Annotated in this window: 18 protein-coding genes and 1 pseudogene; 16 read left to right on the forward strand and 3 right to left on the reverse strand. The window is 58.4% G+C overall.

What is annotated here, in order from left to right:
- Positions 1-7: 7 nt before the first annotated feature.
- Together ABIB57_RS21740 and ABIB57_RS21745 are read right to left on the reverse strand one after the other, a co-directional pair.
- Positions 8-1,300: pseudogene (locus tag ABIB57_RS21740) on the reverse strand (NAD(P)/FAD-dependent oxidoreductase); the annotation flags it as partial.
- A gap of 20 nt (positions 1,301-1,320) precedes the next feature.
- Positions 1,321-2,601, reverse strand: a complete 1,281-nt coding sequence (locus ABIB57_RS21745) for an MFS transporter (protein WP_354043333.1) — start codon at positions 2,599-2,601, stop codon at positions 1,321-1,323.
- A gap of 445 nt (positions 2,602-3,046) precedes the next feature.
- Between ABIB57_RS21745 and ABIB57_RS21750 the strand changes: the two genes are divergently transcribed.
- The 3 genes from ABIB57_RS21750 to ABIB57_RS21760 all read left to right on the forward strand — a co-directional run bounded on the left by ABIB57_RS21750 (position 3,047) and on the right by ABIB57_RS21760 (position 4,624).
- Positions 3,047-3,730 (forward strand): hypothetical protein, encoded by a 684-nt coding sequence (locus ABIB57_RS21750; RefSeq protein WP_354043334.1) that lies wholly within the window; start codon positions 3,047-3,049, stop codon positions 3,728-3,730.
- A 229-nt stretch (positions 3,731-3,959) separates the two neighbouring features.
- A complete protein-coding gene (locus ABIB57_RS21755; protein ID WP_354043335.1) occupies positions 3,960-4,202 on the forward strand; it encodes a type II toxin-antitoxin system Phd/YefM family antitoxin in 243 nt (80 codons plus the stop codon).
- A complete protein-coding gene (locus ABIB57_RS21760) occupies positions 4,199-4,624 on the forward strand; it encodes a type II toxin-antitoxin system VapC family toxin (protein WP_354043336.1) in 426 nt (141 codons plus the stop codon). The genes ABIB57_RS21755 and ABIB57_RS21760 overlap by 4 nt, the downstream gene beginning before the upstream one ends.
- Positions 4,625-4,777: 153 nt before the next feature.
- Here ABIB57_RS21760 and ABIB57_RS21765 read toward each other — a convergent pair whose 3' ends face one another.
- Positions 4,778-5,230, reverse strand: coding sequence for a Ros/MucR family transcriptional regulator (locus ABIB57_RS21765; RefSeq protein ID WP_354043337.1), 453 nt, complete (start codon positions 5,228-5,230; stop codon positions 4,778-4,780).
- A 427-nt stretch (positions 5,231-5,657) separates the two neighbouring features.
- Between ABIB57_RS21765 and ABIB57_RS21770 the strand changes: the two genes are divergently transcribed.
- The 13 genes from ABIB57_RS21770 (at position 5,658) to ABIB57_RS21830 (ending at position 23,096) form a co-directional block, all read left to right on the forward strand.
- Positions 5,658-6,947, forward strand: a complete 1,290-nt coding sequence (locus ABIB57_RS21770; RefSeq protein ID WP_354043338.1) for a polysaccharide lyase family 7 protein — start codon at positions 5,658-5,660, stop codon at positions 6,945-6,947.
- A 515-nt stretch (positions 6,948-7,462) separates the two neighbouring features.
- Positions 7,463-9,190, forward strand: a complete 1,728-nt coding sequence (locus tag ABIB57_RS21775) for a type I secretion system permease/ATPase (protein WP_354043339.1) — start codon at positions 7,463-7,465, stop codon at positions 9,188-9,190.
- Complete coding sequence (locus ABIB57_RS21780; protein ID WP_354043340.1) at positions 9,180-10,538, forward strand: HlyD family type I secretion periplasmic adaptor subunit; 1,359 nt, start codon at positions 9,180-9,182, stop codon at positions 10,536-10,538. The genes ABIB57_RS21775 and ABIB57_RS21780 overlap by 11 nt, the downstream gene beginning before the upstream one ends.
- A 390-nt stretch (positions 10,539-10,928) precedes the next feature.
- The gene (locus ABIB57_RS21785) at positions 10,929-12,248 is read left to right on the forward strand and encodes a nucleotide sugar dehydrogenase (protein WP_354043341.1); all 1,320 of its coding nucleotides are present in this window, start codon (positions 10,929-10,931) and stop codon (positions 12,246-12,248) included.
- Positions 12,249-12,250: 2 nt separating this feature from the next.
- The gene (locus ABIB57_RS21790) at positions 12,251-13,729 is read left to right on the forward strand and encodes a glycosyltransferase (RefSeq protein WP_354043342.1); all 1,479 of its coding nucleotides are present in this window, start codon (positions 12,251-12,253) and stop codon (positions 13,727-13,729) included.
- A 10-nt stretch (positions 13,730-13,739) separates the two neighbouring features.
- Positions 13,740-14,849 (forward strand): pilus assembly protein PilZ, encoded by a 1,110-nt coding sequence (locus ABIB57_RS21795; RefSeq protein ID WP_354043343.1) that lies wholly within the window; start codon positions 13,740-13,742, stop codon positions 14,847-14,849.
- Positions 14,846-16,291 (forward strand): mannose-1-phosphate guanylyltransferase/mannose-6-phosphate isomerase, encoded by a 1,446-nt coding sequence (locus ABIB57_RS21800; protein ID WP_354043344.1) that lies wholly within the window; start codon positions 14,846-14,848, stop codon positions 16,289-16,291. Before ABIB57_RS21795 ends, ABIB57_RS21800 begins: the two co-directional genes overlap by 4 nt.
- Positions 16,284-17,795 carry a NosD domain-containing protein gene (locus tag ABIB57_RS21805; RefSeq protein WP_354043345.1) on the forward strand — a complete coding sequence of 504 codons (1,512 nt, stop codon included), beginning with the start codon at positions 16,284-16,286 and terminating at the stop codon, positions 17,793-17,795. Before ABIB57_RS21800 ends, ABIB57_RS21805 begins: the two co-directional genes overlap by 8 nt.
- A complete protein-coding gene (locus ABIB57_RS21810) occupies positions 17,795-19,216 on the forward strand; it encodes an MBOAT family O-acyltransferase (protein ID WP_354043346.1) in 1,422 nt (473 codons plus the stop codon). Before ABIB57_RS21805 ends, ABIB57_RS21810 begins: the two co-directional genes overlap by 1 nt.
- A 9-nt stretch (positions 19,217-19,225) precedes the next feature.
- The gene (locus ABIB57_RS21815) at positions 19,226-20,326 is read left to right on the forward strand and encodes an alginate O-acetyltransferase AlgX-related protein (protein WP_354043347.1); all 1,101 of its coding nucleotides are present in this window, start codon (positions 19,226-19,228) and stop codon (positions 20,324-20,326) included.
- Positions 20,326-21,102 carry a hypothetical protein gene (locus ABIB57_RS21820; protein ID WP_354043348.1) on the forward strand — a complete coding sequence of 259 codons (777 nt, stop codon included), beginning with the start codon at positions 20,326-20,328 and terminating at the stop codon, positions 21,100-21,102. The genes ABIB57_RS21815 and ABIB57_RS21820 overlap by 1 nt, the downstream gene beginning before the upstream one ends.
- Positions 21,103-21,105: 3 nt before the next feature.
- Positions 21,106-22,467: an alginate O-acetyltransferase AlgX-related protein gene (locus ABIB57_RS21825; RefSeq protein WP_354043349.1), complete on the forward strand. Its 1,362-nt coding sequence runs from the start codon at positions 21,106-21,108 to the stop codon at positions 22,465-22,467.
- Positions 22,464-23,096: an alginate O-acetyltransferase AlgF gene (locus ABIB57_RS21830; protein ID WP_354043350.1), complete on the forward strand. Its 633-nt coding sequence runs from the start codon at positions 22,464-22,466 to the stop codon at positions 23,094-23,096. Before ABIB57_RS21825 ends, ABIB57_RS21830 begins: the two co-directional genes overlap by 4 nt.
- Positions 23,097-23,102 lie beyond the last annotated feature (6 nt).

Consider the following 23,102-nt stretch of genomic DNA (forward strand, 5'->3'; position numbering starts at 1 on the left):
CGGCTACCAAGAGCGAAATGGGGAGGTTGCGGAGCAGGCCGTTGCAGTTGCCGACATTAGCCGGCGAGGCTGCAACGGCCGCCATAGGGTCCAGTGGGGGGCTCCCCTGATAGGCCTCGCCGAAGATCAGCGTCTGGCGCAGTTGCGCCGTGTCGATATGGCGCTTCAGCAGGTCGAAATACCAAGGCCCATCGCTCGTTTGGCCGTAGAGCACCGCGCCGATGATGCGATCGTGCTTGAGCACAAGGCGTTTATAGCTGCCCGTATTGACATCGCGCAGGATGATCTCTTCGCGATCGTCGGCATCGGCGAAATCGCCGGCCGAATAGACCGAGACGCCCGTGACCTTCAACTGCGTGGCGGTCTTGGGTGGGTGGAAGGCGGCGACAAGCCCGGCAAGCGTCTGCGCGGCGACTTTGGCCATGTCGTACAGCGGCGCCACCAGCCCATAGACGACGCGGTTGTGCTCGACGCATTCGCCGAGGGCTAGCACGTTGGGATCGGATGTGACCATGTGATCATCGACGACGATGCCACGCTCCACATGCAGGCCCGCATCGGTGGCCACGCGGGTTTCCGGTCGGATACCCACGGCCATGACCACGATGTCGGCCTTGTAAATGGTGCCATCGTCCAGCAGCACGGCCTCAGCGCGAACCGCGCCGAGAATGGCCTTGGTCTGCGCCTTGCAATGAACTTTGATCCCGCGTGCTTCGAGCGCGTCCTGCAACAATCGTGCGGCAGCGGGATCGAGCTGACGCTCCATCAGGTGGCCCATGAGGTGGAGGATGACAACTTCCATGCCCCGCAGACGCAATGCCGCAGCGGCTTCCAGGCCAAGCAGGCCGCCACCGATGACCACGGCGCGGGCCCCCGGCCTGCCCGAAGCGACGATCATCTTGTTGACATCGCCCAGGTCGCGGAACGTCAGCACCCCCGGCAGGTCCTTGCCGCTGATCGGGATAATGAAAGGGGCCGAGCCCGTCGCGATCAAGAGCTTGTCATATTGGGTCTCGCCGCCCGCCGAGATGACAACCTGGCGCTGCCGGTCGATGGCCGTGACCGTCTCGCCGAACCGGCAGGTCACACCATGCCGGGTGTACCATGCCGCGTCGTGGATGATGATCTGCTCGTAAGTCTTCTCACCGGCTAGGACCGGAGAGAGCATGATACGATTGTAGTTGCCACGTGGCTCGGAGCCGAACATCGTGACGTCGTACTGGCCGGGCGCTTGCGCAAAGAGGTCTTCAAGCGCCCGCCCCGAGGCCATGCCGGCGCCGATAACCACCAGCTTCTGCATTTGGGCCTTCCCTGCCGCGATCATGTTGCCTGCGCCATGGTCTGGTGCTGCAGCCGCCGGACCGAAAGGTGCATCCAGATGAAGCACGTGACGACCAGTACGAAGAGCGCGGCAAAGCAGCTCGACCAGATGCCGGTAAGATCGTTGAGCACACCGAACGCCAGAGGTAGGACAAATCCACCGAGGCCCCCGAGCATGCCAACTAGTCCTCCGACGGCACCAACGTTTTTCGGGTAATAGACGGGGATGTGCTTATACACCGCGGCCTTGCCCAGGCTCATGAAAAAGCCGAGCACGAAGAGCAGCCCGATAAATGCCCAGGGCGTCAGCTCGTAGTGGAATGAGACTGGCCCATTGATGCCCGCGATGACGTAATCCGTCGGCGGCACGGCCAGAATCAGCGTGACCAGGGCCGCAACGCCGAAGGTCCAGTAGAGGATACGCCGCGCGCCGACCTTGTCCGAGAGTGTGCCGCCATAGGCGCGGAAGACGCTGGCGGGAATGGAGTAGAGCGCCGCCACCATGCCGGCCGTGGCGATATCGAAGCCGTAGACATTGATCAGGTATCGCGGCAACCAAAGCGTCAGCGCGACGAAGGCGCCGAAGGAAAAGAAGTAGTAAAGGCCAAAGCGCCAGACTTGGACGTTCCGCAGCGGTTCGAATTCGCCGAGCAGGCTTTTGGGCGTATAGAGCTCGGTCCGCCGCTGAACGGTGACCGGATCATCCTCGGAGGTGAACCAGAACACCACCGCCGTGATCGCCAGCGCCGCCGCCCAGATCAGCGCCACCGACTGCCAGCCCCAAGCCAACATGACGAAGGGCGCAATGAACTTGGTGACTGAGGCGCCGACATTGCCGACTCCGAAGATGCCGAGCGCGGTGCCCTGCTTTTGCGCCGGGTAAAAGCGCGAAACATAAGCTACGCCCACCGCGAATGAACCGCCCGCGATGCCGACACCCAAAGCCGCCAGCAGCAACTGGTCATAGGTTTGCGCAAAGGCCAGCAGGAACGTCGCGGCTGCCGCAGCCAGCATGGTTAGGGCGTAAACCAGCCGTCCGCCGCGCCGATCGGTCCAAATCCCCAGAACGATGCGAATAAGCGATCCGGACAGCACCGGCGTGCCGACCAGCAGGCCATATTGGGTCTCGCTGAGCCCGAGCTTGTCTTTCATCGTAATGCCGATAATCGAAAAGATCGTCCACACCGCAAAGCACACCGTAAAGGCCGCTGTTGAGGTCGTAAGGGCGCGCCGCTGCCCCGATATCGTGTCTGCTTGTCTGCCTAGCTGAACCTGACCCATTGTGTTGCACCTGCACCATGAACAAAAAAGCTGCCAACGGGAGCGGTGCCGCGGTCGATGACCGGGAACAGAACCTGTTGGCAGCTTTGCCTGAGACGCCCAGCACTGGACGTCGATAATAGGACGCCAATGGCGTCGTTGCTCTCCACTATGCATGAGACGTGCCAAGCCAAATTGTAACACAATAGTCTTGTAGAATCAGATGCTTAGAAAAAGCCTGGAGTGGTTTGCGTTTGCACAAGTTTCCGACAAGGGCCAAATTTACGGCATTTGCTTAACAAATGATCGATTCGCTTGTTGATTAACATTTGGCCAATTAGCGGCTGGAGGACCCTGTAAGGGTCCATGAATCCAAATCTTACAATCCGCTGACAAGACGCCTCACTGGGACGTCACCCCGTATCGGATAGAACTGTCGCCCTCGAAGCGTGACGAGGTTTGGCTAATGAATTCTTCAAGTGAGCATGGGCTTGCCTGCGTAGGGGGCATCGCGGCGTACCAATGGATATTCACGGGGGATGTGAAGGGAAGTGCAACGCTAAATCAGCGCTGCTCAATCTGCGACCGGGACGATTTAAGCGTGATGTTCCAGGTGCGCACAGCTGCCTCGGACGCCATAAGCGAGATTTGCGAAACTTGCCTAGGCAAGGGTGCCGTCGCACTGCAGCCGGGAGGCTCGATACTGCGCGGGCACGAACTGCGGCATCAGCTCGGCCAGATGTGCATGCGGGTGATGCTGCGAACTTGCAAGGACGTTCTAAGGGAACTACTGGCGAACACCAACGACAGCAAATTGCCCGAGGTCGCGGTCTACTTCGATCGAAATGCACAGCTGTCTCCTCGCCATGCCGCAACCCTCTTCCTGATCCTGTCAAATGCCGGATCGAACGTTGATGCCCGCATCTTTCAGGTTCAATTGCGAAAAACTGAGCACCAGCAGGAGTTTGGACGTTTGCTCCAGCCTGAGAAGCTTGCCCTGTGGCCTGTCTTGTCCCCCGCTATTCGGACGCGGCTGGCTACGTTAGGATTTGCTCCGACGCCCGATGTTGTTCAGCGGTCTAGAGGGATCAATTCGAACAGTGGGCGGCACGTTGCCGTAGACCAGAGAAGTTACGACCTCCGCATGTGATGTGGGCTCCCCAGGTATCAAGCGATTCAGGGGCATTGGGAGCCTGCGGCGGTGTTGCTGGCCACAGCGTGGGACCGGTTCGACGAAATCTCGCCTATCAGCGGGCAAGTACCGAGCTTCGGCTCGGCTTTTCGATATCCCATTGATTCAGTCTTTTAATGCACTAGCTAGTCTTATTATGGCACGTCGAGTGGACTAAGTTTAGCGAACTAAGTTTGACGAGGTAGTCATGGTCCAGACAGTCAACATCCACGATGCGCATCTGTCGCGCCTCGTCGAGCGAGCCGCAAAGGGGGAAGCCTTCATTATTGCCAAGGCAGGCAAACCAATGGTGAAGGTTATGCCAATCGATCAGCCTGGACCTTCCGAAGCGCGGCGCCTGGGATTCATGACTGGGCAGTTTGTTGTGCCGGATGATTTTGACCGCATGGGCGGGACCGAAATCGAACGACTCTTCGGAATGGGCCAATGAAGATATTACTCGACACCCACATTCTGCTCTGGGCCGGAGAACCGGATCGTCTACCTGCGGCAGCATTAGAGGCTCTCGAAAATCCCCAAAACGAGTTGATCTTCAGTCCCGCCAGCCTTTGGGAAATCGCTATCAAGACGGGTTTGGATCGCGAAGACTTCAAGGTCGACACACGGCTGATCCGCCGTGGTTTGCTGGACAATGGCTATGTCGAACTACCCGTCACGGGTGAGCATGTCGTTGCAGTCGTCGATCTTCCTCCGATCCACAAAGATCCATACGACCGCATGCTGATCGCTCAGGCCACGATCTGCGGCATCGAACTGATGACAGCCGACGAAATCGTCAGTCGCTATCCAGGCCGATCCGTCGAGTTTAACTACTCACGCACGTTTATTGTTCATCATAATTCAACAGAGTGAAGTTATTGTTCGCATAATATAGATTATGGAACAAATCTCGATCAGTTATCGCGCAACATCGAGCCGGGTCTCATGGCCGTGAAAGGCCTGTAGCCGGATTGGGCGTTACGAGTTTGCGAGTGTGGGGATTGAAGCAAGCTCGCCAATTAGTTGCTATACCGCGCTACCGCTTTTTCGCCGTGCGGGTACCTGTAATGGCTCACGTGTGCGGCCAAGGCCGGTGCTTTTGGCTAGGTTGGAGCGCACCGCCGCGTACGCGGCGGACACCATCGGATAGTCACTCGGCAGATTCCATTTGGCCCGGTATTGATCCGGCGTCATTCCGAAATGCGCCATGAGATGGCGCTTGAGGGATTTGAACTTTTCGCCGTCTTCCAGACAAATGATGAAATCTGCGGTAATTGATTTATTGATCGGAACTGCTGGAGCCTGCACGGTAGCAACGTCGACCGGCTGGGTACTCCAAAGTGATTGCAGAGCAGCGTGCACAGCCGAAATTAACCCCGGCAAATCCTGAGTGCTGATTGAATTGTGACTGACATAGGCACTGACTATCTCGCCGGTGAAAGATACCAAGTCATCATCGGGGGCTGCGTCTTTGAACATCGCCAAACCAAGCCATCAATTCTACATCATTGATATAATTACCGCATTTTGAACGCGTGTCCAGTTGGTACGCTAGCGGAGTGAATGACAAATTTTCATGCCTGACTTGGCACTGATACTTTTCTTTAGCCATAGCTGCGCCAAGCCGCACTTAACTGATTGTTAACTATGTTCTTCCCTAATGTCATAGCCGAAAATCGACGACTAGCCGGACAGTTATGCGATTAGCGCATAGCTGACAGTCGATTTCAGAGGAAAGATGGCAACCCGTGTAACTATTTGCGCGGCATCACAAAACTTATCTCAGGAGCGTGTCGCGACCGCTCGGCAGCGGGCAGAGCCACATTCTGATCACAAACCGGGACAGGATGCACTGACGCGTCCGTGATCGGCGGTAGCGATTAGCGTCAGCAGAGTGGGAATAGCCATGACTCTCGACCCCAACGCGTTACCGAGTTCCAATTTTGATCTGTCTAACTGGAAGCTCCAACTCCCTATAGACGCCAAAGGCTTGTTCACCGGCAAGGCCGCCGAGATCAAAGCGTTGACCGGCTATGAGAACGCCAATTATTTCCACACCGGTTCGGATGGCGCGGTTGTTCTGGCCGCTCCTGTTGGCGGGGCCACAACGGGGGGTTCGATTTACGCTCGCTCCGAATTGCGCGAAATGTCAGGTTCTGCCCCAGCAGAGTGGAAGCTTGGCCAGGGCGGCCATATGCAGGCCACCATGCAGGTCGATTCTGCCCCGAGGCAGTCTGACGGCACCTACGGCAAGATCGTGGTCGGTCAGGTCCACGGCGGGGATGGGCAACTGGTTCGCCTGGCGTGGGAGGACGGCACGCTGTTCTTTGCCAATGACATTGCCACCGACGGCAAAAAGGACGTGCATATCGAGTTGCTCGACTCCGCGGGCAAACAACCGTCCGTCTCGCTCAACGAGACCTTCTCGTATTCGATCGATGTCATCGATCACAAATTGGTCGTGTCCGTGGTCGCGGATGACCATACTTACAGTTCTACGTCGCAGATTAACAATGCGTGGGATGACAACTCATTCTACTTCAAGGCGGGAGCTTATCTGGGGGTCAATGAGAGTGGTGGCACCGGCGGCGGACAAGTGTCGTTGTTTGCCCTAGCTGTGGACCATTCCGGCAACAGCACACCGATTACAACTGAAAATCCGACGCCGACCCCGTCCACGCCCACACCGCCGGTATCAGAACCGCCCGCCTCAACGCCTCCGACCTCTATTCCGACGGCGCCGACCACGACGACGAAGACAATAGTCGGCACGGATCACGATGACGTCCTGCGTGGCAAATCGACCAACGACTTCCTGGTCGGGGGTGCTGGCAACGACCATCTGAACGGCACTTATGGTCATGACGTGCTTTTTGGCGGCGCCGGTAACGACGTCTTCGTTTTCGATCGCAATGCAAGCACCAAGGGCAATAGCGACCTGATCAAGGACTTCACTCACGGACAGGACAAAATCTCGCTGGAAGACGGAAAGTTTCATTCCCTGGCCGAAGGCTTCAATTCCAACAACCTGTTCTTTGGTGAACAAGCCCACGACGCCAATGACTTCATCATTTACAACAAGTCGACAGGTGAGCTGTTCTACGACCGCGACGGGTCAGGCCACCGCTCCGCGCAACTCATCGCGACGCTGGATGGTCATCCTACCCTGACAGTGGACGATTTCCTGATCCTTTAGGAGGGCCGATGTGCGGACCACCAGAGCTCGCCCCCGCCCACACATCCGCACGAATTTCGCCATCAATCCGTCGTTAACTTTTCTCGCCTACCGTTTGTGATCGAGGCAACACCGCGAGATTTCGATGCTTGAGTTTCCAGGGCCACGATCACCGATCGAATGGGATACGGAAGTGGCGGCGGAACTGGCACGGCTATGGCTGTCGCGCAAGAGCACGACGGTTATCGCCCGACGGTTGGGCATCTCGCGATCGTCGGTTGTCGGCAAGCTCAAAAGTATGCGGACCGACATTATGTGCTCTGTAGCGCGTCGTGACTGTCTCGAGCTCTAGCCGCATAGCGACTTACTGACTTCGGTCCAACACCTTGGCGTCCTCGCTTCCCTAGCTACGGGAGAAGCGTATCGGCGACGGCTGCCCAGTCTGTATACGCAGCTAATTGCCGCATATCGATGCCTGCGGTTGACGCGGCGCGAACCTTCATTAACCATTGCAGCCGATCGAATGAAAGATCGCCATGCATCGTGTTCCAAACTTGCGGCTCCAAGGGCTGGCCCAACTCGTCCAGAGCTATCCCGTGCCTTTAGCCGCCGTCGCGACGCTAAGCGTCGTGGCAAATCTGCTGACACTGACCGGCTCGATCTTCATGCTGCAGGTGTACGACCGCGTCCTGACCAGCCGTTCTATTCCCACCCTGCTATCGCTGACTCTGTTAACGGCGGTCATGTATGGCTTCTTTATCGCCATCGAGAACCTGCGGCTGCGCATCGCCATTCGATTTTCGAGGCTCGTGGTCGATTGGCTCTCACAGCCCCTATTCGAAGCCTATTTGCGGGGCGGACTGCGCCCGAACGCAACGAACACAGACCCACTACGAGACCTCGATACGGTCCAGGGATTCATCGGCAGTGCCGGGCCGTTTGTGCTGCTGGACTTGCCTTGGGTCCCGATCTACCTCGCTCTGATCTTTGCGCTGCACCCCTTGCTCGGCTGGGTGGCCATTGCAGGCGCGGGAACCATTACTGCGCTGCTCATCGTCAGCGAGATGCAGTCGCGCGGATCGTCTCGCCGCATCAATAACGAATTGCTGCAGCGGGTCGCGCTAGGGGAGAGCGCACGCTCGAACGCCGAGTCGGTCATCGCCATGGGAATGATGCGACAGATCAGCGAACGCTGGCTTGCCGCAGCAAGCAGGCTGGTCGATAGCCAACAAAAGACCGCCGACCGTCTCGCCTTTTACACGTCCGCTAGCCGGGGATTTCGTTATTTTCTTCAGTCTGGCGTGCTCGCAGCCGGTGCTTTTCTTGCAATCCATGGTGACATGACCGCGGGCCTAATGATTGCGGCGTCCATAATCACTGCGCGGGCGCTGGCTCCAGTCGAACAGGCTATCGCGCACTGGCGCGGCTACGTCAGCGCAAGGCAAGCGCTACGGCGAATAGACGATACGCTCACTGCAGCAACAAGCCCCGCGATCGCTACCGATCTACCCCTGCCCCATCGAGACCTGGTCGTGACCTCGATGGCCACCGCACCCGCCCGTGAGCATCGCCCCTTGGCTTCGGGCATATCCTTTTCCCTTCAGGCAGGGGACGGCCTGGGCATTGTCGGCCTTTCAGGCTCGGGAAAGTCCTCTTTGGCACGCGCCATCGTTGGCGTGTGGCCGACCCTTACGGGCCAAATCCGCCTCGATGGATCTGAATTATCGCACTATGATTCCGAGCGGCTCGGTGCTTGCACTGGCTACCTGCCGCAGTCCGTTGAGCTTTTCGAGGGCACGGTCGCCGAAAACATCACTCGCTTTCGCTCACAAGCCGCGACCAGCGAATTGTTGCGGGCGGCGGAACAATCGCAAATCCACGACCTCATCGTTTCGCTGCCTCAAGGTTACGACACCCAGGTGGGCAGGCACGGATCAATATTGTCGGCTGGACAGCGGCAGCGCATCGGGCTCGCCCGCGCTCTTTACGGCAATCCGTTCCTGATCGTGCTGGACGAGCCAAATTCCAATCTCGATGGAGAGGGCGACAAGGCTTTGACAGGCGCAATAACCGACGCCATGGCTCGAGGCGCCATCGTCGTGGTCGTGGCTCATCGCCCCAGCGCGATCGCGGCACTCAATAAACTTTTGCTTATGGAGAATGGACGCCAGGTCGTTTTTGGTGACAAGGACGAGGTTATGCGGGTCATCGGCCCGCAATCTGCACGCCCCGAACCAACGCAGTTGCAACAAAATGGCGCTTAGCCAAGGGCGTGGAAGGCCGACTGCGGAAGGGGCCGTCGACACGGGCGGGCTCAGCGCCCCCAATACAAGGAGCCTGCGCAGTCACTCGGTAGCCGCCTTCGGCGTTATGTTCTTGTTAGTTGGCTGCATGGGCGGGTGGGCGGCTACAACCAGCATAGCCGGGGCGGTTATCGCCAGCGGTGTCGTTTCGGTGGAGGGCGGGTCAAAACGCATTCAGCACGCCGAAGGCGGCATCGTGAGTGAAATTCTTGCGCACAATGGAGACATGGTCCAAGCCGGAGACGTCCTGGTCAGGCTTGATGGCGTTGTCGCGCAATCGGAACTGTCCATCGTCCTATCGCAATTGAGAGACTCACTAGCTCGCCAGGCACGGCTGACTGCTGAAAGTACACAGAGTGATACGATCGTAATGCCCGCTGTTGCAGGGAACTGGCCGCCCGACCCTGAATTATCGGGACTGCTGGGTGCCCAGTCTCGTTTGCGTCAGTCGAGAAAAGCCTCGCTCGATGGGCGACTGGACCAATTGCAGCAACAAATTGTCCAGCAAAATGAGCAGACTTCAGGACTCCTCGTCCAGCAGGACGGCGTGCGACAGCAGCTTGGCCTACTCCAGGAGGACGAGAAAAGGCTCCAAAACCTGTTCGCGCAGGGACTGATCGAGTCTTCGCGGCTCAATGAGGTGATGCGCAATCGCGCTCAAATGGAGGGCGAACTGGGCCAGACCACTGCTCAGATTGCAGAGGTGAGATCCAGAATTGCCCAGCTCGAGGTTAGTCGCGTTCAGACGGCAGACGACTTCCAAGCCGACGTGCTGCAGGACCTGGCCAAGGTCAGCCAGCAAACATCGGAACTGATGCAACGCAAGGTGGCGGCCGAAGACCGGCTGCGACGCCTTGATATCCGAGCCCCGATTGACGGGATGGTCTACATGTCCACCGTTCAAACCGTCGGCGGCATCGTGGGTAGTGGCGAGACAATCATGCAGATTGTTCCCGGCGGCAACCAATTGACGTTCGACGTCCGGATCGGTCCGCTGGACATCGATAAAGTGCATGTGGGGCAGGATGTCCTGGCGCGACTCTCAGGATTAGACCCACGGACGACCCCTGAACTGACGGCGAAGGTCAATACTATCGCTCCAGACCTCACTCGTGACGCTAATTCGGGCGTGCAGTTTTATCAGGTTCAAGTGGGTATCGGCCCCGATGAACCCGCCAAGTTACCGGCAGGGACAACGCTCATGCCCGGCATGCCCGCGGAGATTTTCGTAAAGATTGGTGACCGCACAGTACTGAACTACCTGCTGTCACCGTTTACTGATCAGCTGGGACGGGCCCTTAGAGACTAGCAGTCACTTCTAAGTAAATTGCCTATTTTTTACGCTTGTCTGAGCGGGTTCCATTAACAGGTGCTCACAGTCACGTGAAGCCGTTTAGTACGGTCTCGCCAAGGCTTTATCTAAAGTGTTGTTGTCGCTCAAAAACCCCTGCAGCCTTAACCTCAATTATAAAGGTTAACGATCTGTTAAAAGGGCATGCACCTCATGCAATAACTGCATATGGCGCCCCATTGGGGAATGTACCTATAGTGAAACAGACGATCTACTGAGAAACGAAGGCCTTTTAGGGCTATGTGTCAGTATTACGTGCCTTTTGAAAAATATATGTGAAACAACGACGTTCTTCACGGCAAGATCGGTTAGGTCCGGATTGCTGAGCGGGGGCGTTTGGAGATTTGTATGGCCAGAATAAGTGTCTTCGGAATTGGCTATGTCGGTGTTGTCTCGGCCGCCTGCTTGGCAGAAGACGGTCACACTGTGGTGGCGGTAGACGTAGATCCTGGGAAGGTGGCCGCAATCAACTCCGGTCTGTCGCCGATTGTTGAGGAGGGCCTTCCTCCACTGATCGCGCGAAATGTGGCAAACGGCCGGCTGACTGCCACAACCGACGCAAGCCAAGCGGTTATGGATACTGACATATCGTTTATCTGCGTCGGTACACCGAGCGCGCCGTCAGGGGCCGTGGGTCTGAAGTATGTAACGGCAGTGTGCGAAACCATCGGTGCCGCAATCAAGGCCAAGGGATCTGCGCACTCGGTTGTCGTTCGCTCGACAATCGTGCCGGGCACCATGGACGACGTCATGGTGCCTGCGCTTGAGCGCGCTTCCGGCCTTAAGGCCGGCGAAGACTTCGGGGTCGGCTACTACCCAGAATTCTTGCGTGAAAGCACCGCGATCGAAGACTATTACGCACCGGGCTTGATCGTATTCGGCGTGCTCGACGGCAACACAGAAGCGCTCCTGCGCGAGGTCAACGCGAACATGGGCGTGGAATGCTTCGTGGTGAGCCTTGCCACTGCCGAGGCGGTGAAATACGCGAGCAATTCGTGGCGGGCTGTGAAAGTCACGTTTGCCAACGAGATCGGCAACATTGCCAAGGCCTGTGGGGTAGATGGTCAGCAGGTCATGAAAATGATCTGCTCGGATACCAAGGTCAATATTTCCCCCTACTTCATGCGCCCCGGCTTTGCATTTGGCGGCTCCTGTCTGCCCAAGGACGTCCGCGCGCTGAGCCACCTAGCGACCGAAAAGGGCGTAGAATCTCCCCTCTTGACGGCTGTGCTCGAAGCCAATGAAGCCCAGATACAGCGGGCTGAACTGATGGTGGAGTCGAGCGGCAAGCGTTCCGTCGGCATGGTCGGGATCAGCTTCAAGCCCGGTACGGACGATCTGCGCGAAAGCCCGCTGGCCGAGCTTGCGTCACGGTTGATCGCGAAGGGCTTCGAGCTGAAGGTCTACGATCCATTCGTCAGCGAAGCCTTCCAGAACGGCGTAAGCGCGATCGGGCGCGGCAATGATGTCGTCCCGGATCTGGGCGGGCGCATGGTCCCCAACATCAATGACCTGATTAGTAGCACCGATATTATCCTCGTGGGTAATCGCTACGAAGAGACACTGCATCCCCTCAACGAAGCGACCAAGTCCCACTCTCTGGTCGACTTGACCCGGATCAATACGGCTTTGCGGTCTCAGGGTGCCTACCAGGGGATCTGCTGGTAACTATGAGCGGCATCCTTTCCCACGCGGTCTATATTCTGGTTTGCCTGGGAATAGCGCTCTCCATTCCCGGGGGTGTCCTCGGCGCGCACGGCGCCTTGGTCATAACCCTGGGGGCGGTCGGAGCCTGGCGTTATCTTTGGGCCGCCACGAACTTTGTTCGGGCTCAAATTTACAGCCGGTGGGCGTATCCCCGCTGGCGCGGCGAGGCGGAGCAAGCCTACGCTCAGCAAGAGTCGCGGGCGCACGCCTATTTCCTGGTCACCTCCTACAAGGTTGAACAGGCGATATCGATGCGGGTGTACCGGTCAGTGTTTGCCGCCGCCGCACGGTCCGAAGGTGGCGCAACCGTGGTCGCCTCGGTTGTCGACATCGCGGACGAACGTTTGATCCGCTCGATCTTCGGGAAGTTCGCGGACGTCAGTGGGGTCAAACTCATCATCGACCGCATCCCGGGGACGGGAAAGCGCGATGCTCTCGCCACCGCGCTTGACACTATAGCGGGGGAGCTTCCAAGCACGCGCGACATCGTACTGTTTGTCGACGGCGATACGATCGTGCCGGTGGACATCGTCGCGCGCAGCGCGCCGTTCTTTACCGATCGACGCATCGGTGCGCTGACCACCGACGAGATGAGCGAGACGACAGGCAGCCCGCTGTTCCGCGATTGGTTCTCGCTGCGTTTCAACCAGCGGCAGATGATGATGTGCTCAATGGCGCTCGGCCGGCGAGTGCTGACATTGACCGGCCGCATGTCCGTTATCCGTGCGGATCTGGCGACCGACAAGAGCTTCATCGATCAGGTGGGCAGCGATTTTATAGATCATTGGCGCCTGGGTCGGGTCAATTTCCTGACCGGGGACGACAAATCCACCTGGTACTGGTTGCTGCGCCACGGCTTCCAGATGGCCTACCTGCCTGACGTGCAATCGATCTCCATGGAAACTCAGCCAAGGGCAGGGTTCATCGACTCTGCGACGACACTGATGATCCGCTGGTTCGGCAATATGTTGCGCACCAACGGGCGGGCCATGGCTTTGTCACCGCGCCAGATCGGGCTTTTCACTTGGTGGTCGATTCTCGACCAGCGGGTGTCGATGTGGACGACACTGGCAGGCCCGATCGCTGTCGTGCTGACCGCCCTCTTCGTCGATCCGGCGATCCTGCCTGCTTACTTTGCCTGGGTCATGGCAACCCGCTACGTCAGTTGCTGGCTGCTGGCAAGTTTCCGTGGCCCCTTCCCGATCACCTATCCCTTCCTGCTCTATTTCGGCCAGATCCTGGGCTCCGTCATCAAGAGCTATGTCGTGTTCAGGATCGATCGGCAGAAATGGACCCGTCAGGCGACGTCCATCGGCACCAGCGTCGGGATTTCCGGCCAGGCCCGCGCGATGTCCTCGATCTACATGCACGCCCTAGCGCTGGGATGGCTGATCACTGCCGTTCTGCTCTTGAGCCGTTCTGCACTTAACCCCTTAATTTAGAAGAGCAATCATGCAACAGCCCAGCAGTTTAGATGCCCTGTCCGCTGATAGCGGCAAAGCCGAACTTTCCAGAGCGCACTATGACGGCGAACATCCCGTTATAGACATGCCGTTCAGCGCCATTGTCGATGGCCGGCTCTTCGAAGGCGATGGAATTTCACTGGTCGGCGCTCGCGCTCACGGCCTGGTGCCGCCGCAACTCGAAGGCGAGCGACGCCTCGTCACGCTGTTGTTTGCGTTTTCCGGATTCAACGTCGCATTGCCGACTGAGGCCTTAATCGAAACAGCCTCGGTCGCTTCGGGCAGCCTGTCATTGCGCTTCACCAAGCCGACAGGCCCACATCTTCCGCAGCTGCGCCATCTGCTGAACTCGTTTATCGCAGGCGACATCAATGACGTCCGCTCGGTTCTGTCGGTCTCTGCAGGGCCGGCTGACAGCAAGCCGATGGCAAAGTCATCGCCATCGCGCAGCGCGGCCAAAGTGCTTGGGGGTCTCGCACGCGGACTGCTTATCACCGCGGCCTCGCTGGCCCTCTTCGGTTACGTGGGCTCAAAGATTTATGAGCGCGTCTTCGTGGTTCACGCCGACGGCATATCGCTGATCAGCAAAGACGGCACGGTGCTGCGGTCGGTGAGTTCAGGCCAGCTTGATTTTGTCGATCCCACCGCTGCCAAGGGTCAAGTTGCCTACTCCGTCAGAGCGACCTCAGGTGAGCTGGTCAGCGTCAGCATGCCTTGCGATTGCGAGACTTTGCCCGGAAGCCTAACGGCCGGCGCAACGGTTTTGGCGGGTGATACCGTGATGAATGTGGCGCCAGTCGATGCCCAGGCCGAGGTCAAGGTACGGATTGCCCTCAACGGTTATCGTGCATTGTCGCAAGGGGCGTTGGCTGAGCTTGCGCTGTCCGACGGCACCGTTGTTCAAGCAGGCCTGAAAGCCGCCGCGCTGCCAACAACGAGCTCGGACGCGCAGGACACCCTTGATGTCGTGCTGTCGCCGCTGGGTACGCTGGATCCAAGCCTTATCGGCACTCCCGTCAGCGTCACAGTCGAAACGGCGCCGTTCGCCCCAGCTGTGGATTATCTCCGAGGCCTTGTCCTTAAAGGATTCAATCAATGACACAAATCAACCCAGTGATCTTGTGCGGGGGTGTCGGCACTCGATTGTGGCCGCTATCGAGGCAACATCAACCCAAGCAGTTCCAGCCCATCAACTCGGAAGGCACCACCTTCTTTCAGGCAACTGTGCAACGGCATGGCGGGCGCCTCTTTGGCAAGCCGGTCGTGTTGGTGAACGAACGCCATCTGCCCACTGTCACCAGACAATTGCGCACGATCATGACCGACGCCATGATCATCGGCGAACCCGTGTCGCGGAATACTGGCCCGGCGCTGCTGGCAGCCGCCTTGTATCTGTATGAGCAAGATCCCGATGCCGTGCTTCTGGCTCTGCCGTCCGATCACGTTATCGACGGCAATCTGGAGCCATCCATAGCATCTGCCCTATCGGCCGTTCAGGATGGCCTGATCGTCACGTTCGGTATCGCTCCGAGGTATCCGGAGAGCGGTTACGGCTACATCATCGATGGCGGCCCCTATATTGGATACGACGGGGTCCGCAAGGCCGCTCGCTTTGTCGAGAAGCCTGCGGCCGAGATCGCCGAGGCTTTGATCGAAGAAGGTGGTGCGTTCTGGGCATCAGGCATCAGCCTTTTCCGCGCCGACACCCTGATCGCGGAATATAGTCGAATTGTTCCAAAGACCTTGCTTGCGGTCAAAGAGGCCAAACGCCTGGCTGAAGTAACGGCCTCGGGTATCATTCTGGAAGCAGAGGCGTTTTCCCGGTCGCGCAACGACTCCACCGAAAGCACGATTTTCGAAAAGACCGACCTAATGGCCCTCTTTCCTGCCGATGTGCAGTGGGACGACGTCGGTGCCTGGTCTGCCTTTCATACGATCGGGGCCAAGGACGACAGCGGCAATGTCAGCTCGGGCGATGTGATCTTGCTCGACACGCAAAACTCGTACGTGCGCGGCGGCAACAAGCTTATCGCGGTTGTCGGCCTCAATGACGTTATCGTCGTCGACACTCCAGATGCCCTGCTGGTGACCAGCCGATCTGCCTCGCAGAAGGTCAAGAAGGTCGTCGAGATGCTCGCACAGACCTCGCGGCCTGAAATTATTGATCACCGTTGGCTGAATACGGATTGGGGCCGTGTCGGGACGATATCGGAGGGCGGCGGCTACAGCATCAAGCAGCTCGTGCTCAATGCTGGCGGCACCGTGCTATTTGACTCCAGTTCCACCCAACGCAGCCTGCTGACGGTGGCCGAGGGTGTAGCTCAGGTCGAGAGCGAAGCCGGCCGACGCGTGTTGGGCGTGGGGGCCACATTCGAGGTCGGCCCGCAGGTCAGGGCTATTCTGTCCAATGTCGGCACGACAGCGCTGCAGGTTATCGAGGTTACTTGCGAAATCGAATCGAGGGAAACCACCGAGCCCGCCCAGACCGGAGCCGCGTTCGACGCCATGGCAGTCGGCAAGAAGTTAGGTCAGTATGCGTAAGGGTTCAATTTCCTGCGGTCTTGGCATCGCCCTGTTGTTGGCCCCCATATCGCTGCCCGCCAATGCCGGGCAGTTGACTGGCCTGATTGGTGACATCGAGGTTGATCTGGAGCGTCTCGCTTCAGCGGGTGGCGGCACCGCAAAGGATTACCTTGCCCTCGTCGCTCCCTTGGGGTTTTCCGAGGAAGCAAATTACAACCCCGAACTTTCCATCCACTTCCCAGAACCGTCTGCATCGGCACCAATTGGAAAACTGTTGCCATTGCCGCTCGTTCTGGACGCTGTCCTCGACAAAACCTCCAGCCATGCGCTCGACAGCATCAATGACGCCCAAGGCGAGCATGATAGCGCCATCTATTTCGAACATGGACCTGTCTTCCTCAAAGACATTGCGGCCGCGGCTGCGGCGCAATCATTGCCGGCAACGGCCAGCGACACTGCAACGTTGCTCACCCTCAAAACGCCTTTGTTGCTGTCGTCGCAGGCAGTTCTCGTCTTGCGGGCGGGCGAGCAACTGACGCTGGATCGTGCGAGCGGCGCGTTCGTGATTGCCGCTGGTGGTGTGGTTCTCGACAGGGCCGCCATTATCGGTTCTGAACCGGCAAATCCGAACGAAAAGAATTTTCGCCCGTTTGTGTTTGTCAGTGCCACCGGCCCGGTGGAAGTGGCCGGAGGCACGTTTGAAGGTCTCGGCTTCGGCGGAGATCCTTACACAGCGGGACTATCAATCAGCGGTCAGGCCGCCGATGCAGACGCACACTCATTTGTTCTCGATAGCCATTTTACCCGGACCGGATCACTTTCTCTCGTCGATGTCAGGCACAGCACGATCAGTAGCAACGTGTTTGCCCAGTCTTTGGGGAACGCGATTGCCATTTCGAACAGCAATTCGATCATTGTGGATGGCAACGCGATCGTTGGCGCCGCTGATTCACACGGCATGAAAATCGGCCCGAGTTCGGAATCTATCCTGGTTTCGGACAACTTGGTCGTCGGCAGCGGCAGGCACGGCTTGCTGCTCCAAGGCGATAATGCCGGGACGACGGTTTTCAATAATATGCTGTTCAACAATAAGGGCTCTGGCGTTGCGGTGCTGGAGGGCGCCTGCATCTCCCTCGAGCAAAATGTGGCGCTCAACAATGCTGCCGATGGCATCATGGTTCGCAACAGCAGCAGCCTTTCCGTCAAAGCAAATTACATCAGCGGCAATGCTCGGGCCGGTGTTTCGATCGTTGGCAATGCCGGCACTATGGCCATCGCGGACAACCAGTTTGATGCCAACAAAGTTGGTCTTCGCGTCAACGCCAGCCGCACGCTGGTTTTGAGCAACAACAACTGGTCGGGGCAAACGCCGCGTCTGCTGGATGGCGACATCGCTCAATATACTTTGCCGCTGTTGGCCGGGATCAAGGCAGGACAGACCAGCCTGACAATGGCGGGATTATCCTCACCACAAGCCAAGTCCGACAGCGCTACGTCGTGCAAACCGGGGCAGCCGATCTGATGGTCTTCTCATCCGAAACATTCCTGTTTCTTTTCCTGCCCGCGTTTCTCGCGATATACTATCTGACGCCCAATCGCTGGCGCTCAGTCACAATCCTGCTGGGCTCCTACGTGTTTTATGGCTGGTGGCGGATCGACTTTCTCGCCCTGCTGTTCGCCACCACATTGTGGACGTATGTTTTCGGACTTCTCGTCGCCCGCACTGAGGGTAAGCAAAGCAAGATGCTGTGCATCGCGGGGACGGTCGGCTGTCTCAGCGTCCTGGGCTTCTTCAAGTATTTCAACTTCGTTGCCTCCACTGTCGGCAGCGTGCTTGGCCAGGATCCTGCCGCGTCGACGCTCTGGCACGTGATCCTGCCGATCGGCGTGTCGTTCTACGTCTTTGAATCCATCAGCTATCTCGTTGACGTGTACCGTCGGGAGTCCTTGCCGGCCCGCAACTTCGCCGACTTTGCCTCATTCGTTTCGCTGTTTCCACATCTCGTGGCCGGGCCAATTCTGCGCTTTCGCGACCTGCGCGATCAGTTCGCCAATCGGACGCACTCACTGGCGCTGTTCTCGCAGGGCATGACGATCTTCATCATCGGCCTCGCCAAGAAAGTGCTGATCGCCGATACGGTCGCGCCGCTGGCCGATACGATCTTCTCGCAGGCGGCGCCAACCCTGATCGAGTCCTGGCTGGGCGCGGGCGCTTACACCATCCAGCTCTACTTCGATTTTTCCGGATATAGCGACATGGCTATCGGACTGGGCCTGATGATGGGCTTCCGGCTGATGGAAAACTTCAACGCGCCCTATACCAGCAAGAGCATCACGGAATTCTGGCGGCGCTGGCATATCAGCCTGTCGGTATGGCTGCGCGACTATCTCTACATTCCCTTGGGCGGTAATCGCAAAGGCGTGGCCCGCACCTACTTCAATCTGTTCATCGTCATGGTTCTCGGTGGCCTCTGGCACGGCGCCAACTGGACATTTGTTATCTGGGGCACATGGCACGGCGCGATCCTGGCGATCGAGCGCTACTTCGCTTGGCCCAAGAAGTCGGCGACAGTGCCGTGGTCCTTGCTGCTGACGCTTCTGTTTATCGTGCTCGGCTGGGTCATGTTCCGTGCACCCAATGTGGGTGCCGCGATGACGATGTATGGCGGCATGGTCGGTCTGAACGGTCTGGGCGTGACGGCCGACGTTGCCTGGCAATTGCCGCGCGAAGGCCTGGTCGTGCTGGCTATCGCCATCGGGCTGACCGCGCTCGAGCCCAGGCTCAAGAAGCTGGCTGAACCGGAGCTGGTGATCGAGGGGCAAGGCACGGCTGCACTTCGAGCCCAGTGGCTGCCGGCCATAGCCATGTCTTGCCTGACCGTGCTGGTGCTGATGCGCCTGGCCGACCAAGCCTTTTCCCCCTTCCTTTACTTCCAGTTTTGAGTTCGAGTGATGGTCTGGTCTAGTCGCAACGTTTCCCAACTGTTACTGCCCACGGTCTTTTTCGGCTATGCGCTGTGGGTCACCGGAAGTTTCCTGGTTGATGCCAACCAGTATCAGCGCGACCTGCCCGCCGCACCCGGCAGCATGATCAATGGTCAGTTCACCGCCAAGCTCGAGACGATCTACAAAGACCGCCTGCCCTATCGGCTGATCTCGGTCGATCTGGTCGGTGCCGCGCGTTACCTCATCTTCGGCGAGGGGCGTAAAGGCGTCGTCGTGGGCAAGGAGGGGTGGCTCTTTTCCAGCGAAGAGTATCGCGTGGCCAGCCACGAAGCTCAAAACCTGACCGACGCGGCAGATCTGATTGCCAAGGTGCGCGACCAACTTGCAGCGCAGGGATCCGACCTGATCGTTCTGCCCTTGCCGGCCAAGGCAGACGTCTATCGCGAGTTTACCGCGGACCCTAGCCTCGGCGACGCGATGGCGTCTCGTTATGCGGCGTTCCGGGATGCTCTGACGGCACGTAGCATCAAGAACGTCGATACCAAGACGGCCCTCCTCGATACCAAGGGGGCAGACCAAGTTTTCCTGAAATCCGACACCCATTGGACGCCTCATGGGGCCGCCGTGGTTGCGGACGCGACGGCGCGCGCCGCGGGACCAGCAAGCAATCCCGTCTCGTTCGATATCAAGGCGGCAGAGACGCTGCCTTTGGAAGGCGATCTGACCAAATTCATCGTCTCGGCCAAGTATGCCAGCTATGTCAGCCTGCCCACGGAAAAAGTCACCGTGCTCCAGGCATCTGCCCAAGCGCCAGCTGACTCAGGCGCAGTTGATCTTTTTGGCGGCCCTTCAATCAACATGGCCTTGGTCGGCACCAGCTACAGCGCCAACGAACGCTGGGGTTTCCTCGCATCCCTGAAAGCAGACATGAAATCCGACATCGTCAACTATGCCGAAGAAGGCCACGGCCCACTGGTTCCGATGTGGAACTACCTCAAGAGCGACCTTGCCACCAAGACGCCGCCCAAACTGGTGATTTGGGAGTTTCCGGTGCGCTACCTTACAGACCCCGACGTCATCGCCGACATAGCGGCGCGGAGGCAGTGATGGGTATCCGCTCCAAATTCCCTGCAAGGCGTGTTCTGTTGTCCGCCTTCGCACTGTGGCCGATGGTCGCCATGGTACAACCAGGTGCGGCGCAAGAACCGCCAGCGCCGACGGCAAGCGATGCAACCGAGTTCGTCCCGACAAAGCCGATCGTCTACCGCCCGTTCCGGCGCGGGGTTTCTGAGACTGTGCAACTTCCTGCAAATCTGCAGCAAGTTCGGCGCAGACTGATTGCCGGGAGTTCAGTGCGGACGGCCGATCTTCGGTCCCTTGCGGATGCGGGTGACAGCCTCGCGCAGATGCGGTTCGCCAAGCAGCTCGCGCAGATGACCGGACCGAACCTGCAGCGCGCCCAAATACATTACTACGCCATGGCTGCCTATAATGGACGCGAGGGCGCGGTACGGCCCCTGTTGTCCTTGTTGCGCGCTAACGGAGGAGCGCTCGACGCAGCCGCGCTGGCCAATGCTGAGGCAGCACTGACGGCCCAGGCAAGTCACGGTCAGATCGATGCCATTTCCGGCTTGGCGAAGTTCTATATGGCCGGTTCACCCTTTGGGCTCAAAGAAACGGAGGGCCGCGACATGATGGCCAGGGTCGCCAAGGCCGGCGACTACAAAACAGCGCTTGATCTAGCCCTGCATTTGCTCGGCGACCCGCAGAATGCCGTCGCGATGGCCGAGGCGCGCGAATATCTGACCATTGCTGCTGCCTCGCCGGAGCCTGCCCTCAGGGCCACAGCACTGTCTTTGCTCAATAGCAGCGGTGGAATCTAGACCATGTTCCCATCGTATAATTTGGACAGACATATCGCTCGCCAGCTTGCTGCCCTTGCTGTTGGAGCACTGGCGCTGCTTACCAACACCGCGGCAGGTCACGCATTTGAATCGCAGTTTGGCTGCCGCAACCTGGACCATAACCGCTCCATTCCGGCGCTGGAGGGGGCTTCGGGCGACTTCTTTCGCATTCAACCGGACTTGCGAATGTATTTTCCGATGACAGACCGGCTGATCGCGGATTTGGCGCACCTATCCGCCGTCCTCAAGGCCAAGGGGACGACTCTGGTCTACCTGCCAGTGCCGCCCAAGGGCATGACCATGCCGCACTTTCTTCCCGACGAAGCGCGGTTTTACGGATTTGACCCCGTCGTCGCGCGACGCATCTACGAGGATACGATCGCCAAGTTGCGAGACGCGGGCATCGTGACGGTGGACCTGCTCCCGCCCCTGAGCAATGACGATCCGGCGGTCAAACTGTTTTTCCAGGCGGATTTTCACTGGACGGCCAAGGGTGCGGAACGGGTCGCAGAGGCGGTCGCCAAGACGATCATGAGCGATAGCGGCTATGCCGGCATGGTCACGACGAAGTTCGAGACGACACCAACTGGGCCTCAGCACTTCGTCTCCAGCATGCGGCAATTGCTGCAGAAATCCTGCGTCGACAGCCTGCCTGAACCAGTTACCGACACATATCGGACCTTGGAAGTGGTCGATGCGGGAGAAGCCGTCGATATTTTCGGCAATGCCGGAGCCGACACAATCTCCTTGGTTGGGACCAGCTTCTCGGAGGTTCCGCAATTCAACTTCGCCGGCTTTATTTCCCAGTACAGCGGGCTCAACGTGCGGAACCTTGCGATATCAGGCGGCAATCAGTTCGCATCGATCTCGTCTTACTTGACCTCGAAAAACTTCGACCTGGACCGCCCGAAATATCTGATCTGGGAAAATCCGGTCTACAACAATCTGGCCCAGTTCGGCGACGGCCCGATCAACGAGATGATTGCCGCGGTATCGGGAGGATGCGATCCGGTTCCAGCCAACGCCTTCCGGCTGGTCGCTGACAATGAATTGTCGGTGGACCTGTATGGCGCCGGGATGGTGCAGGGTGAAACTTTGCTTGCAGACGCCGGTGTGATCGAAAGCCGTGAAGTCGATTTGACCTTCTCGGATGCGGCCGGTCGTGTCAGGACACAATCGATAGTTCGTTCACCGCGTTACCGCACGTCGGGGCGTTTCTACATCCCCATCAGCGGTTATCAGGCCGATGGCTTTTCCACCCTTTCAATCCGTTTCGACCGCCCAACCGCGACAACCGCGATGATCAGCGCGTGTCCTCCCAATCAAGGTATCCAGAAGCCATGAACAAGCCCTCGTTTTTTTTGTGCATGCTAGGTTTCGTCTCGGCATCAATGGTCGGTCACAGCGCAGCGCAGGACGCGGCCCTCTACGACAATGCCATCGATCCCGGCAAAGCCTATGTCAGGGTGGTCTTGCAGGATGGCGACCAGGCCAGCATTGGCGGCGCGCCAGTAACACTGGCAGACAAGGTCTCGGGTTATGTCAGCATAGCACCCGGATCGGTAGAGCTGGGGGCAGACGAAACGAAAAGCCCGGCGACGGTCGATGCAGGCACTTACTACACTTTCGTCCAGTCGCCCGCTGGCTTCACTCAGTTCATCGACCCCCCGATCGGCGATCCGTCGAAGGCCGAGATCTTGTTCTATAATCTGACCGACCAGCCCAGCATTGACCTTTTTGTCCCCGCCGCCAAGACCAATGCAATCGTGGGCGTTGCGGCTGGCGGTAGCAAATCGGTTGAGCTGCGTGCACCATTGACGCTTGGTTTTGAAGCCCAATCCAGCGGGACGAGCATTGCGTCGGTCGACAGTGTCGATCTGGAACGCAAGCAGGCCATTTCGCTGTTCCTGACGCAGAGCGCTGACGGCGTACAACTCCGTAAAGTACTCAATTCCTTTGCAGACGCAAAATAGGAGGCG

Source organism: Devosia sp. UYZn731 (genome assembly GCF_040546795.1).
Lineage (GTDB): Bacteria > Pseudomonadota > Alphaproteobacteria > Rhizobiales > Devosiaceae > Devosia.

What these genes read in the sequence shown, in the direction of transcription:
- ABIB57_RS21745 (WP_354043333.1), bottom strand. Translation starts at nt 2,601, where the DNA reads ATGGGTCAGGTTCAGCTAGGCAGACAAGCAGACACGATATCGGGGCAG.
- ABIB57_RS21750 (WP_354043334.1), top strand. Translation starts at nt 3,047, where the DNA reads ATGAATTCTTCAAGTGAGCATGGGCTTGCCTGCGTAGGGGGCATCGCG.
- ABIB57_RS21755 (WP_354043335.1), top strand. Translation starts at nt 3,960, where the DNA reads ATGGTCCAGACAGTCAACATCCACGATGCGCATCTGTCGCGCCTCGTC.
- ABIB57_RS21760 (WP_354043336.1), top strand. Translation starts at nt 4,199, where the DNA reads ATGAAGATATTACTCGACACCCACATTCTGCTCTGGGCCGGAGAACCG.
- ABIB57_RS21765 (WP_354043337.1), bottom strand. Translation starts at nt 5,230, where the DNA reads ATGTTCAAAGACGCAGCCCCCGATGATGACTTGGTATCTTTCACCGGC.
- ABIB57_RS21770 (WP_354043338.1), top strand. Translation starts at nt 5,658, where the DNA reads ATGACTCTCGACCCCAACGCGTTACCGAGTTCCAATTTTGATCTGTCT.
- ABIB57_RS21775 (WP_354043339.1), top strand. Translation starts at nt 7,463, where the DNA reads ATGCATCGTGTTCCAAACTTGCGGCTCCAAGGGCTGGCCCAACTCGTC.
- ABIB57_RS21780 (WP_354043340.1), top strand. Translation starts at nt 9,180, where the DNA reads ATGGCGCTTAGCCAAGGGCGTGGAAGGCCGACTGCGGAAGGGGCCGTC.
- ABIB57_RS21785 (WP_354043341.1), top strand. Translation starts at nt 10,929, where the DNA reads ATGGCCAGAATAAGTGTCTTCGGAATTGGCTATGTCGGTGTTGTCTCG.
- ABIB57_RS21790 (WP_354043342.1), top strand. Translation starts at nt 12,251, where the DNA reads ATGAGCGGCATCCTTTCCCACGCGGTCTATATTCTGGTTTGCCTGGGA.
- ABIB57_RS21795 (WP_354043343.1), top strand. Translation starts at nt 13,740, where the DNA reads ATGCAACAGCCCAGCAGTTTAGATGCCCTGTCCGCTGATAGCGGCAAA.
- ABIB57_RS21800 (WP_354043344.1), top strand. Translation starts at nt 14,846, where the DNA reads ATGACACAAATCAACCCAGTGATCTTGTGCGGGGGTGTCGGCACTCGA.
- ABIB57_RS21805 (WP_354043345.1), top strand. Translation starts at nt 16,284, where the DNA reads ATGCGTAAGGGTTCAATTTCCTGCGGTCTTGGCATCGCCCTGTTGTTG.
- ABIB57_RS21810 (WP_354043346.1), top strand. Translation starts at nt 17,795, where the DNA reads ATGGTCTTCTCATCCGAAACATTCCTGTTTCTTTTCCTGCCCGCGTTT.
- ABIB57_RS21815 (WP_354043347.1), top strand. Translation starts at nt 19,226, where the DNA reads ATGGTCTGGTCTAGTCGCAACGTTTCCCAACTGTTACTGCCCACGGTC.
- ABIB57_RS21820 (WP_354043348.1), top strand. Translation starts at nt 20,326, where the DNA reads ATGGGTATCCGCTCCAAATTCCCTGCAAGGCGTGTTCTGTTGTCCGCC.
- ABIB57_RS21825 (WP_354043349.1), top strand. Translation starts at nt 21,106, where the DNA reads ATGTTCCCATCGTATAATTTGGACAGACATATCGCTCGCCAGCTTGCT.
- ABIB57_RS21830 (WP_354043350.1), top strand. Translation starts at nt 22,464, where the DNA reads ATGAACAAGCCCTCGTTTTTTTTGTGCATGCTAGGTTTCGTCTCGGCA.